At 43.7% G+C, this 13,199-nt stretch carries 10 protein-coding genes; all 10 read left to right on the forward strand.

Features of this window, described 5'->3' with window-relative positions; genetic code table 11:
* The first annotated feature begins 146 nt into the window (after positions 1-146).
* The 10 genes from IRQ95_RS16035 to IRQ95_RS16080 all read left to right on the forward strand — a co-directional run bounded on the left by IRQ95_RS16035 (position 147) and on the right by IRQ95_RS16080 (position 13,197).
* The gene (locus tag IRQ95_RS16035) at positions 147-1,694 is read left to right on the forward strand and encodes an alpha/beta hydrolase-fold protein (RefSeq protein ID WP_194437870.1); all 1,548 of its coding nucleotides are present in this window, start codon (positions 147-149) and stop codon (positions 1,692-1,694) included.
* Between the two features lie 38 nt (positions 1,695-1,732).
* Positions 1,733-3,709 (forward strand): TonB-dependent receptor domain-containing protein, encoded by a 1,977-nt coding sequence (locus IRQ95_RS16040; RefSeq protein ID WP_194437871.1) that lies wholly within the window; start codon positions 1,733-1,735, stop codon positions 3,707-3,709.
* Positions 3,710-4,486: 777 nt separating this feature from the next.
* Positions 4,487-5,218 carry a response regulator gene (locus IRQ95_RS16045; protein WP_194437872.1) on the forward strand — a complete coding sequence of 244 codons (732 nt, stop codon included), beginning with the start codon at positions 4,487-4,489 and terminating at the stop codon, positions 5,216-5,218.
* A gap of 16 nt (positions 5,219-5,234) precedes the next feature.
* On the forward strand, positions 5,235-6,662 hold the full coding sequence (locus IRQ95_RS16050; RefSeq protein WP_228481454.1) for an ATP-binding protein: 1,428 nt from the start codon (positions 5,235-5,237) through the stop codon (positions 6,660-6,662).
* 178 nt (positions 6,663-6,840) lie between these two features.
* On the forward strand, positions 6,841-8,088 hold the full coding sequence (locus IRQ95_RS16055; protein WP_194437874.1) for an ABC transporter substrate-binding protein: 1,248 nt from the start codon (positions 6,841-6,843) through the stop codon (positions 8,086-8,088).
* A gap of 84 nt (positions 8,089-8,172) precedes the next feature.
* A complete protein-coding gene (locus IRQ95_RS16060; RefSeq protein WP_194437875.1) occupies positions 8,173-9,096 on the forward strand; it encodes a carbohydrate ABC transporter permease in 924 nt (307 codons plus the stop codon).
* Positions 9,093-9,947, forward strand: coding sequence for a carbohydrate ABC transporter permease (locus IRQ95_RS16065; RefSeq protein WP_123783541.1), 855 nt, complete (start codon positions 9,093-9,095; stop codon positions 9,945-9,947). Before IRQ95_RS16060 ends, IRQ95_RS16065 begins: the two co-directional genes overlap by 4 nt.
* Positions 9,948-9,950: 3 nt before the next feature.
* Positions 9,951-11,075 (forward strand): ABC transporter ATP-binding protein, encoded by a 1,125-nt coding sequence (locus IRQ95_RS16070; RefSeq protein ID WP_194437876.1) that lies wholly within the window; start codon positions 9,951-9,953, stop codon positions 11,073-11,075.
* A gap of 296 nt (positions 11,076-11,371) precedes the next feature.
* Entirely contained in the window at positions 11,372-12,367 is a 996-nt protein-coding gene (locus IRQ95_RS16075; protein ID WP_194437877.1) for a TRAP transporter substrate-binding protein, read from the forward strand.
* 161 nt (positions 12,368-12,528) lie between these two features.
* On the forward strand, positions 12,529-13,197 hold the full coding sequence (locus IRQ95_RS16080) for a TRAP transporter small permease (RefSeq protein WP_123783544.1): 669 nt from the start codon (positions 12,529-12,531) through the stop codon (positions 13,195-13,197).
* The last annotated feature ends 2 nt before the right edge of the window (positions 13,198-13,199 follow it).

A 13,199-nucleotide genomic window follows, 5' to 3' on the forward strand; every position in this document is an offset into this window, starting at 1 on the left:
ATTATTTTGCAACTTATGTAATGTGTTACACCGTGTAATGTGATCTATAAGGATCAAATATTATAACCACCCCTTTCATTAGATTCGCGCATGGTTATAATTTTCATTCTCAATTGCGAGTGAGAATTATTATTATGAAGAGTGTTGTGATTTCTCTTTTAGCATCATTAACGACAACAGCAGTTCACGCGGTCAGTGAAATTGAAGAAACGTTAACGATATCGAATGATTACCGAGCTGAGATAAACGTTGATGAGACGAGCTACATACGCGGCAGTGTTGAGGGCGATAAGTCGTTAGCGTTTGCCAGAATTGTTGATTCACAAGGTCGAGTCGTAAAAACAATTATCGATGAAGGTTTGCGTGATGGTGAGATTTTTTGGCTAGCAACAACGCCAGGTAAATATATTTTGGAAGTTGTTACGCAGGAAAAAGAGAATCAAATTAAAGTGGTGGTTGAAGAAAAATCACTCAAATCTGATCAAAGTGTCAATCCGAATGAGTCACCAATTAGTCCCAAATTAATTGAGGTTAGCAAAAGCCTTTCTGCGGGTATCGAAGATGCAGAAAAACTGTTTTGGCAACAAATTGCGCTGAAAGGTACGCCGTTAATCGAACCCAACCATGATGGTAGTGCCATCGTTACTTTTTTATGGAGAGGTGATGAACATAATGTTCGTCTGTTTGGCGCACCTTATGATGGCCATGTTTATCTCTCACGATTAAAGAATAGTGACATTTGGCACAAAAGCTACCAAGTCCCAAACGGTAGCAGGCTTTCTTATCGTATGGCTCCAAATGTTCCGCAACTTTCCGGCTTTGAGTGGATTGAACAGCGACGAGCTGTACTGGCCACAGCACAAACGGATCCGCTCAATATCCGACCTAAATTCGTTGCTGCAAATGATAAGTTTGGTGATGCATCTACGATGGAATACGGTAATGTGTTTTCTGATCAATACACCTTGGAGTTAGGTTCAGCTCAAGGACAAGTTGAATCCTATCAACTGGCGAGTGATATTCTCAACAATACCCGTTCGGTTAAAGTCTATTTACCGCATCAAAAATACCAAGTAGCGAAAGATGCGCCACTATTGATTGTATTCGATGGCGACCAATACTTATCGCGCGTTCCGACACCAACAATTTTAGACAACCTCATTGCAGCGAAAAAAATACCGCCACTTCGAGCGATTTTCATCAATCATCCTACTAGCAAATTGCGTGGAACAGAACTGCCACCCAATTCGGATTTTGCTGAATTTATGGCGACCGAGTTGATTCCTTGGGTGAAACAAACATTCCAAATTGCCCCACCTGCAAACAAAACCATCCTTACAGGCTCGAGTTATGGGGGGCTGGCGTCGATGTACGTCGCTCACCAATATCCAGCAATCTTTGGCAATGTCCTCAGTCAGTCGGGTTCCTTTTGGTGGGCGCCTAGCCGACTGCAAAAGGAATGGTTGACCAAACAGATCAGTCAATCCCCGGAAAACAGCCTGAAAATCTATATGAATGCAGGACTGTTTGAGCAGAAACCAGATCGCGCAAGCATTATTGATACCAATAGAAAGTTGTATCAAGTACTGCAAGAAAAACACTATGACGTGAAGTTCGACGAGCTCGCAAGTGGACATGACTACTATAGCTGGCGAGTAACTATCGCTAACGGGCTTGACTATTTATTTCAGTAAAAACAAAAAATTATATAACCATTAATTAAGGAAAAATTATGGATATGTTTAAGCGCCCCACTACTTTGGTTGCAGCGCTAGGGGTTGTTGTTGCCCCGACTTTTGCCCAAGATAGTTCCGTTGATGTATCGGAAGTTATGGTCGTGACCGCCACAAAAAGTGAGGTTTCATTGCAAGATGCTCCTGCCTCGCTAACGGTGGTGACGGAAGAGGATCTTAATCGATTACCGGCCACTGATATTACGACTGCTTTAGAAAGTGTCGCAGGGGTCAGGATTGCAAGAACAACAGGTAGCGAACCTAAGATCATCATTCGTGGGCTGAAAAACCAATACTCTTCGAATGATAACTTTGCTTTAGTACTAGTCAATGGCCGCCGAATTAGTTCAAGCGAAACGGTGATTCGAGGAGCTGGCTTTGACTTATCTAGCATACCTATGAGTGCTATTGAGAGAGTGGAAGTGATTCGTGGGCCGATGTCTGCACTCTATGGCAGTGAGGCGATTGGTGGTGTGGTGAACATTATTCTCAAGAAGCCAACCAATGAAACCCAAGGTAATGTCTCTTTTACCTATAGCAAACCTAAAGATGACAACCCAGTCGATGCAGCGCCCAAAGCTGATGGTGGTTTTAATAACTTCCGCGGTTTTGTCAGCGGCGCTGTGGTAGAGGATAAGCTTCTTTATACTGCAGCGGTTGATGTTAGCCAGCGAGATGAGTGGTTCCCTGATAACGCAACAGACAACTTCAATCCTACCTCGGAACAAGAGAGAACGAGTCTCAACACAAGTCTAACCTGGCTCGCGAGCGACTCCACCAATGTCATATTGGATTTAGGCTACATCGATGATCAGCGCGTCGATTTAGCCATTAGCCGTGGTTCTTTAGTAGAGAGTAATTACGATACCAGTAAATTTACGGCAGGCTTAGCATTGGAAAACGAGTGGAGTTGGGGAGATTCCGACTTACGTTACTTCTATGAGCGAAGCTTTGTTGATGAAGATCATTGGCATCCGGCAGTGGGTATGGCTCAGATAGAACAAAAAAACCATAGTCTAGATGGTAATGTGTCATTTGAGTTAGCTGAAATCCACTACTTGACGACTGGCTTTGATCTTTCTTACTCCACTTTAGAAAATGACCGTGACTATGTTTCAAAACCAAGTGCCCGTCAAAGTGCCGTTTATATTCAAGATGAAATAACCTTGACGGATGATTTAGCTCTTACGTTAAGTGGGCGTTTTACTCATCACGATCAGTTTGGTAGCGATATCAGTCCTCGCGCGTACTTGGTCTTCAATGCTACCGAAAGTTTGACATTTAAAGGTGGTTACGGAGAAGGCTTTAAAGCACCGACAATGTTCCAATCAGATGAAAACTTCCGCCTGATTAGTTGTGGTGGTAGTTGTTACTTGGTGGGTAATCCAGACTTGAAGCCGCAAAGCTCAAAGACTTATGAGTTTTCTACACTCTACCATCAGCCAAGTTGGTTCGTACAAGGGACCGTTTTCTTCAACCAAGTTAACGATCTTATTGATCGCGATACAACAACCTCGGTGGGCACGGCACCAGATGGAAAACCACTGATTCAATATGTGAACTATGACTCGGTTGAGACCAGAGGTATTGAGTTAGAAAGTGAGTTTGATATCACTGATACGGTCTTTTTAGCAGCGAATGCGACTTACATCGATACCGAAGATAAAACCACAGGGGAAGAGTTAACTTATTCACCGGATTGGTTGGCGAATGCGACGGTCACTTGGACGCCATCCTACAATTGGAACTTGTTTGCAGGCGTTAACTATGTGGGCAAGCAAGTTAACAGTGATGACAAACAGCTGTCTGGTTATGAGGTTGTAGACGTTGGTGCTGGCTACCAAGTGAGTGATGCGCTTTCTGTTAGTTTTGGCATTACTAACTTGCTAGATGAACGTCTTGATGAATCAGAAGATGAGTATGAAGAACAAGAGTTTGGTCGTACTTATTATCTAAAACTAGATGTCGATTTTTAGGTTGAATTGATACTTTTAGGGCTTAGCCATCACTAAGCCCTTATTCTGGCTCTGTCATAAAAAATTCACGATAAATCTGATTGTTAATTAGCCAAATTTTCATATTATTGTAATTAAGATGTCATATTAAGTGAGGTGGTTATGAGAGAACAAGAAATGATACAACCTTCCAATTTTGGAGTGATTAGCCGTACTTGCATTTTTTCGCTGGCAGGTATTGTAAGTGTGTTCTTCCTAGTTCAACACATTATCTAGTAAAGCAGTATCAAGTATGTGGGTACTAACATTGTACCCTTATCCTATAGCGCCCACATATTTTATTAGTTAGTTTGAAGTCTGAGTTTAGCCATTAGACAGACTTAAAATGGCTAACGATTGCCTACCTCTTATCTCCAATCGATACGCTCAACGGCCAAAAAATTCTTATAGCCGAGTGACACCTTAACCAATAACAAAATACTTGTTGGGTGACATGAAATGGTGAGTTTGCTAAAAACTTCGCTTTACTTGAAAATGCACCTTCAAAACCGTTAAAACAACAATTAAGTTGTTCTTCATCGTGCTTTTAGCTACTCAGTTTTTCCTAATTGTTCAGTAATTAGGCGATAACATTGGTCGTTGAGTGATAAATGTGCGCAATATCTATCTCAGCATGCAATTGTTAACAAAGTGTGAAATAAGTCTGAGGTGAGTTCAAACAATGACAAGATATTACTCTCACTTAGCGCGTGAAATCATAAAATTCCAGTATGAGCCTTTGTAGATGGAAAGTCGTGAGTGAATGCCCACATACTGGTTGTCGATGATGATCAAGAAATTCGAGATTTGCTTGATGAGTACCTCACTAAATCAGGCTATCAAGTCAGTACGGTCAAAGATGGTGTGGAGCTTAAAGCGCAACTACAACACGCATACCCAGACTTAATCCTGCTGGATGTCATGTTACCTGGCGATGATGGCTTTACTCTTTGTCAGCAAATCAGACGCGATTCGGATGTGCCGATTATCATGCTGACCGCCGTCTCTGACGATACCGATCAAATTATTGGTTTGGAAATTGGCGCAGATGATTATATTGCGAAGCCATTTAGCCCTCGCCATTTAATTGCCCGAATAAAAGCCGTATTGAGGCGAAGCCAGAAAAATCACCAGCGAACTGAAGATGTGCTAGTTAATGCGGTACCTAAATCGATAGTTTTCGGTGATTGGCGTTTAGATACGTTAGCTCATAAACTCACCCACCTAGATAATCAACAGCAGCATGATCTATCAGGCAGTGACTTTACCTTGTTGATGCTGTTTTTGTCTCGACCTAATGAGGTGCTTGATCGCGACACCATTTCCGTTGCGACTCGCGGGCGAGAAGCTTTACCTTTTGAACGAGGGATTGACGTCCAGTTAAGTCGCTTGCGACAGCGATTGGGTGACAGTGGTAAGTACCCTAGTTATATCAAAACCATGCGTGGTAATGGTTATATCCTCTCTGTTCCTGTCAATTACGAACACTAATGAGTTGGAGAGAGTCATGCGCATGAATTCGTTAGTCTCTCGAACATTGGCTTTGACCTTGTTTGCGGCACTTGTCGCACAACTTATTGCGACAACCATTTGGTACACAGAGTCTAAAAAGCGGGAAATTGAAGGGATCACCTCGACATCGGAAAGCTTGGCCAATATGTTTGCCTCGACGGTGACATTCTTTGAATCTTTACCAGTTAGTTATCGTCACATTGTACTTAATCAGATCCGCAATATGGGCGGAACACGTTTCTTTGTCTCATTTAATAAGCAGAAGCTGACGGTTGAGCCTATCAAAGATAATGCATTAAAGCGGGCGTCTGTCGGGGCGATTGAAGGCGTATTGCAACAAAAATTACCTCGAGTAAATTCTATTGATGTTGACTTCTCTTTAAGACAAAACTTACGTTTACTCAAAAACGATCTTTATTTAGTCGACCTGCCCAAATCTTGGGTACAGCATACCCTTACTCTGGCACCAATTGATCCTCCTGTACTGGTTGTACAGATAGAACTTGCTGCAAATCAATGGCTTTATATAGCAGCGATTTTGCCCGCCCCCTACATGAATTTAGACGACAGTATTTTTAGCCAAGAGCAGTGGTGGTTTTTGGCCATTTCAACATCATTGCTACTAGGGCTGACTTTTTTGCTGATGCGTCAGCAAATTAAACCCTTAAAACGTTTAGCAAAAGCGGCGAATGAGATGAGTTTAAATGTTGAGCAACCAGCGATAAAAGAAGAGGGAGCCAGTGAATTAATCACTGCGACACGTGCATTTAATCGTATGCAGCGCCGCATACAGCGATATATTGCCGATCGTGAGCAGCTGTTTTCTTCTATCTCTCACGATCTAAAAACTCCCATTACACGCTTAAGACTGCGCAGTGAATTGCTTGAAGACGACAACAAGCGAGACAAATTTAATAAAGATCTCGATGAACTAGAGATCCTAGTGAAAGGCGCTTTACAGTGCGTTAAAGACACGGATCTGCACGAGAATAATGCGGAGATTGATATCACTGCTTTGTTGCATTCAATCGCAGAGCCGTTCAATCAAACCCAATTGAAGATAACGATTGATGCTCAACCGGCTTTGCTGGTGATGGCAAAGCCGTTAGCGCTCAAAAGAGTGTTCAGCAATTTGCTGGATAACGCAGTTAAATATGGCAATCAGGCGCATGTGGTGGCAAAGCCACTCGATAAAGGGGTGATGGTGACGATTTTAGATGAGGGTCCCGGCGTTCCCGATCATTTACTTGAAGCAGTATTTGAACCTTATTGCCGTCTTAAGCCAGATTTAGAGGGGCATGGGTTAGGGCTGGGAATCTGTCGTAATATTGTTCATGGGCATGGTGGAGATCTCATTTTAAGCAATCGCCCTCAAGGTGGGCTGCATGTCGAACTCTTTGTTCCATCAGGCTTAGATGGTTAATGTAACAGGAATGTTACTGTGTTTTTACGATTTGTTTCAAACGGCTTGTTTTCAATTGGTTAGACTCAATGTCGAACATAACAAACGAGCTCCAAGTGTAAGAAAACGCGCAAAATACCGCGCAGGGAGGTGTTTTCACACTGGCGTTTAAAGTCTAGTCCTGACAAGGAAGATAACGATGAAACTGAACAAAACCCTACTGACTCTTTCTCTTTTAACTGCCTCTTCTGTGGTAAATGCCGGTGAAGTAGAAGTACTCCACTGGTGGACTTCCGGTGGTGAGGCGAAAGCACTCAATGAACTAAAAGATATGCTTGAAGAGCAAGGTCACGATTGGAAAGATTTCGCTGTAGCAGGCGGGGGCGGTGAAAGCGCAATGACAGTTCTGAAAACGCGCGCGGTATCGGGCAATCCGCCATCGGCTGCACAAATTGTCGGTCATGATATTCAAGAATGGGGCGGATTGGGCTTTTTGACTAACTTGGATGATGTCGCCGAGCAAGGAGGTTGGGAAAAAGCAGTGCCGCCAATGGTGACTGATATCATGAAATACAACAATGGTTTTGTTGCCGTGCCAGTCAATGTCCACCGTGTAAACTGGTTATGGGCCAATCCAGTTGCCTTTGAAAAAGCTGGCGCCAAAGTACCAACCACTTTAGAAGAGTTCTTTGCCGCAGGCGATAAACTAAAAGCTGCTGGCATCATTCCACTTGCTCATGGTGGCCAACCTTGGCAAGACGCAACGGTGTTTGAAGCGGTGGCTCTCGATGTTTTGGGCAGTAGCGATTATAAGAAGGCGTTTGTTGAGTTAGATATGGATGTACTTTCTGGTGACAAGATGGTGCAAGTGTTCACTCAGTTTAAAAAGATGCGCGACTATATTGACGCAAACTCGCCAGGGCGTGACTGGAACGTCGCAACATCAATGGTGATCAATGGTGAAGCAGCAATGCAGATTATGGGTGACTGGGCGAAAGGCGAGTTTTCTGCCGCCGGCAAAGTGGCTGGTAAAGATTACGTCTGTGTCCCCGCGCCTGGTACGGCAGGGCAATTTACCCATAATGTTGATAGTTTCGCATTCTTTGAGTTAAGCGATGAAAAGAGCCGTAAAGCGCAGAAAGCGTTGGCGAAAACCATTTTAGATCCTAAGTTCCAAGAGGTATTCAACCTCAATAAAGGCTCGATTCCTGTCCGCCTCGATATGGATATGTCGAAGTTTGACTCCTGTGCTTTAGATTCAATGTCTGACTTTAAGTCGACCGCCAAAACCGGTGACTTAGTTCCAAGTATGGCGCACGGTATGGCGACTACTAGCTACGCGCAAGGGGCGATCTTTGATGTAGTAACCAACTTCTTCAATGATGATAACGCGGATCCGAAACAAGCGGCGAATCAGTTAGCAAAAGCGGTTAAAGCGGCGATCTAATTTCGCAAATTCCTCCTAATAGTTAGGCTTGAGAAAGTCTAACTATTCTCTCCTTGGCTTGCTTTATTTTCGCTAGGATTTTTTATGGAACAGACAATCAACCACTCGGTGACTCACCCAGTGGCTAGGCCGAGTTTTGCCGACCGTTTACAGCATTGGCTTCCAAAAATTGTACTCGCACCCACTATGCTGATTACGGTGGTGTGCATCTATGGGTACATCTTTTGGACGGCAATACTCTCTATGACCAATTCTCGGTTTTTACCCAGTTTTAATTTTGTAGGTTTTGCTCAGTATGAAAAGCTGATGGACAACGATCGCTGGCTCACATCGATTGCTAATTTGGGTATATTTGGTGTGCTATTCATCGTTATTTCGATTGCGCTTGGCGTTATGTTAGCGATTTTACTGGACCAGAATATTCGTCAAGAAGGCGCGATTCGCACCATCTATCTCTATCCAATGGCGTTGTCATTTATCGTTACAGGCACCGCTTGGAAATGGATATTGAATCCAGGCTTAGGGTTAGAAAAGTTGTTCCATGACTGGGGATTTGAGTCATTCAAATTTGACTGGCTAGTCGATTCAGAAATGTCCGTTTACACCTTAGTGATAGCCGCAGTATGGCAATCCTCGGGGTTTGTCATGGCGATGTTTTTGGCTGGGCTTCGTGGCATTGATGCGTCAATTATCAAAGCCGCACAAATTGATGGTGCCAGCTTACCGACGATTTATTGGCGTATTATCTTGCCTTGCTTACGCCCGGTATTTTTAAGTGCGGTGATTATTACCTCCCATATTGCGATTAAGAGTTTTGACTTAGTGACGGTCATGACCGCTGGTGGACCTGGTTATTCATCGGACTTACCAGCACTGTTTATGTATGCGCATTCCTTTACCCGCGGTCAAATCGGTTTGGGGGCCGCCAGTGCCATGATGATGTTAGCCGGCATCTTGGCGATTTTGGTGCCATACCTTTATTCCGAGCTTAGGGAGAAAAAGTCATGAATAACGTTCAATTCTCGCGACTGTTCCTCTACTGCTTGTTGATTGCGTTTTGCTTAGTGTATTTGATGCCATTATTTGTCATGGTGATCACTTCACTTAAAACCTTACCAGATATTAAATCGGGCAACTTAATGAGTTTACCTACCGAGTGGGTTTTTGATGCTTGGTATAAAGCGTGGGGCGGGGCATGTACCGGCATTACTTGTGAAGGAGTAAAAGGTTACTTTTGGAACTCATTTCAAATGGTGGTTCCAGCGGTGATTGTTTCGACCTTAATTGGCGCATTTAATGGTTACGTTGTGACCAAATGGCAGTTTCGCGGCTCAAACCTATTCTTCAGTCTGCTGCTTTTTGGTTGCTTTATTCCTTTTCAAGTGATCTTGCTGCCAATGGCTGCTGTGCTGGGCAAGCTTGGCTTGGCCAATACCACTACCGGGCTTGCGATGGTGCATATCATTTATGGCGCTGCGTTTACGACTCTGTTTTTTAGAAACTTTTATGTCGGCATTCCAGATGAGTTGATCAAAGCGGCCAAGCTCGATGGCGCAGGCTTTTTTACCATTTTCTTTAAGATTTTGCTGCCACTCTCGACGCCGATCATCATGGTGACCGTGATCTGGCAGTTTACATCGATTTGGAATGATTTTTTGTTCGGTGTGGTCTATTCCGGCTCGGATACTCAGCCAATCACGGTTGCATTAAACAACTTGGTCAACACCAGTACTGGCGTGAAAGAGTATAACGTTGATATGGCTGCAGCGATTATCGCCGGTCTGCCCACTTTAGTGGTGTACGTTTTAGCAGGAAAGTATTTTGTACGCGGATTAACAGCAGGTTCAGTGAAGGGATAACACATGGCAACTTTAGATTTAAAACAGATACGTAAAACTTATCCGAAAGCCGCTCAAGAGACCTTGAAAGGTATCGATATTAGTATTGAGTCCGGTGAGTTTTTGATTTTAGTTGGTCCATCTGGATGTGGTAAATCGACCCTAATGAACACCATTGCGGGGCTGGAGGATATCAGCTCAGGGCATATTGTGATTGATGGGCGCGAAGTGTCTCAAGTGGAGCCGAAAGATCGTGATATCGCGATGGTGTTTCAGTCGTATGCGCTTTATCCCAACATGACGGTCTATGGCAATATCGCTTTTGGTTTGAAGATCCGCAAGATGGCAGACAAAGAGATCAATGCTGAAGTACAGCGGGTTGCCAAGATGCTGCAGATTGATCATTTACTTGATCGCAAGCCTTCACAACTGTCTGGTGGACAGCGACAGCGCGTCGCCATGGGGCGCGCACTTGCCCGTAGGCCCAAACTCTATTTGTTCGATGAGCCATTGTCTAACCTTGACGCAAAACTTAGGGTAGAAATGCGTCATCAAATAAAGCGTCTGCATCAGCAACTGAATACCACGATAGTGTACGTGACACATGATCAAATTGAAGCGATGACCCTTGCAGACCGTATTGCGGTGATGAAAGATGGGGAAGTGCAGCAATTAGGTACACCTAATGAAATCTACGCAACCCCTAATAATATGTTTGTTGCCAGTTTTATGGGCTCTCCATCGATGAACTTTATCCGAGAGGTTGTGTGTTTAAGTGCGGAGAAACAACCATTTATTGAGGTGCACGACCATGCAGGTGCTAAGCAGCGATTGATGTTACCCAGCTGGCTAGCTGAACATGCTAATCGGGAGATCGTGATTGGCTTGCGACCTGAGCATATCACTTGTGAGCTCAATCATTTAGATAATGAATCTGCGATAGAGCCAAGTATTTCGCTATCGCTTGATGTGTTGGAGCCTACGGGCCCTGATACCATTGCGATGTTTAGCCTCAACGGAGAAGAAGTGGCCTGTCGCTTAGCTCCGGATTTTGTCGCTCAAACAGGGCAGGTGGTACCACTAAAATTTGATATGACGAAAGCGGTGTTTTTTGATGCGAGTAGTGAGCTTAGGTTGAGCGCCGGTTAATTGCTGACTCCAAGTAAGATTGATGCTGTAAGGCTTCATTCTAAAAAATATTCTTGAGTTTGATATCTTTCGCAACGTGGTGGGACTTTCACCCATTTGTTATTTTTAATGGGTGAAAATCTACCCATTTATTTTGCATCCCTAAGAACGATCGCTAGCAATCGTACAAATACAATAAGTTAACTATTTGTTAAATAATGATTTAACATTTAGTTAACTAAGTTGGCTTAGTTATTGCCCTTAGTTAAGCATCAACACCCAGTGATGGGGTTGTCCACTTAACAAGGAGAATAATAATGTTTAAGCCTTTGACCCTACTATCCGTATCTGTACTGGCAGCGACAAGTTTTAATGCGATGGCCGCTTGTGACCCTGGCGAGACAGTGATTAAGTTCAGCCATGTAACCAATACAGATAAGCACCCTAAAGGCATAGCCGCTTCACTACTGGAACAGCGTGTAAACGATGAGATGAATGGCAAACTGTGTATGCAGGTTTTTCCAAACTCAACGCTATACGATGATAACAAAGTACTCGAAGCGCTACTAAACGGTGATGTGCAACTTGCTGCCCCTTCTCTCTCTAAGTTTGAAAAGTTCACGAAAAAGTACCGTATCTTTGACCTTCCATTCCTGTTTGAAGATGTGGATGCGGTTGACCGTTTCCAAAACTCGGAATCAGGTGAGAAGCTGAAAAATGCGATGAACCGTCGCGGTCTGCAAGGCCTTGCGTTTTGGCATAACGGCATGAAGCAGATGTCGGCGAATAAGCCACTACTGACTCCTCAAGATGCGGAAGGATTGAAGTTCCGTGTACAAGCATCCGATGTATTGGTCGCACAGTTTGAACAGCTAGGCGCAAACCCACAGAAGATGTCATTTAAAGAAGTGTACGGCGGTCTGCAAACTAAAGTTATCGACGGTCAAGAGAACACTTGGTCAAACATCTACGGTAAGAAGTTTTTCGAAGTTCAAGACGGTATTACTGAAACCAACCACGGTATTCTTGATTACCTAGTCGTGACTTCTACGGATTTCTGGAAAGGTCTACCAGCGGATCAGCGTGAACAGCTAAACACGATTATTCAAGAAGTGACAGCAACACGTAATGCTGAGTCTACCAAGGTAAATAACCAGAACAAAGCCAACATCATTGAAGCGGGTGGTGTAGTGCGTACGCTTACTCCAGAACAGCGCCAACAGTGGGTAACAGCTTTACAACCTGTTTGGAATAAGTTCGAGAAAGATATCGGCACTGATCTAATCCAAGCCGCTCTAGATTCTAATAATTAATCTTCAAATATAATTTTAGGTCCTTTTTATACCCGAGTGATTTTAGCTGCTTGGGTATATTCCAATCGCCTCTTTGCCCCCTTTGAGGTGATGTGAGTTTTCGGGATAAGGGCCTGTTTTTCTTTTTCTCTTTTAGGGAAACAATTTAGAAGCGAATAACTATGGAACAGTCATTTTTTACCAAAGTCGGACGGGTAACTGACGCCATTGAAGAGTCTCTTATCGCCTTTTTTCTTGGCGCAATGACTCTATTGACGTTTGCCAACGTCATCTCTCGTTATGTGTTTAACGACAACATACTTTGGGCATTAGAGCTCACGGTATTTATGTTTGCTTGGATGGTGCTTGTTGGTGCCTCTTATGGCGTTAAAAAGCATTTTCACATTGGTGTTGATGTGATCATTAATATGGCGCCGGATAATCTGCGTAAAGTTTACGCTTTGCTGGCAGCGGCGTGCTGTTTGGCGTTTTCTATCTTGCTACTCATTGGTTCATGGAACTACTGGTTCCCATTTGTTACCGACCGCGCTTGGTACGAAACCGATGACATTCCAATGCCAGAGATGCTGCAATTTCTAGCCGATTGGCTTAATGAAGGCGAGCGTTATGAAAAAATGCCGCGCTTTATTCCTTATATGGCTCTGCCAATTGGCATGGCACTGCTGACTTTCCGTTTTGCTCAAGTGACTTGGTACATTGCAACCAACAAACAAGATCGTTTGATTGCCGGTCATGAAGCTGAGGAAGATTTGGAAGCGCTGAAAGCGGAGCTTGCAGATGCAGGCGATGCAATGGATACAAAAAATAATAAAAGCGACAAGGAGAGCTAGAT

The sequence above is a fragment of the Vibrio fluminensis genome (assembly GCF_015278125.1).
GTDB lineage: Bacteria > Pseudomonadota > Gammaproteobacteria > Enterobacterales > Vibrionaceae > Vibrio > Vibrio fluminensis.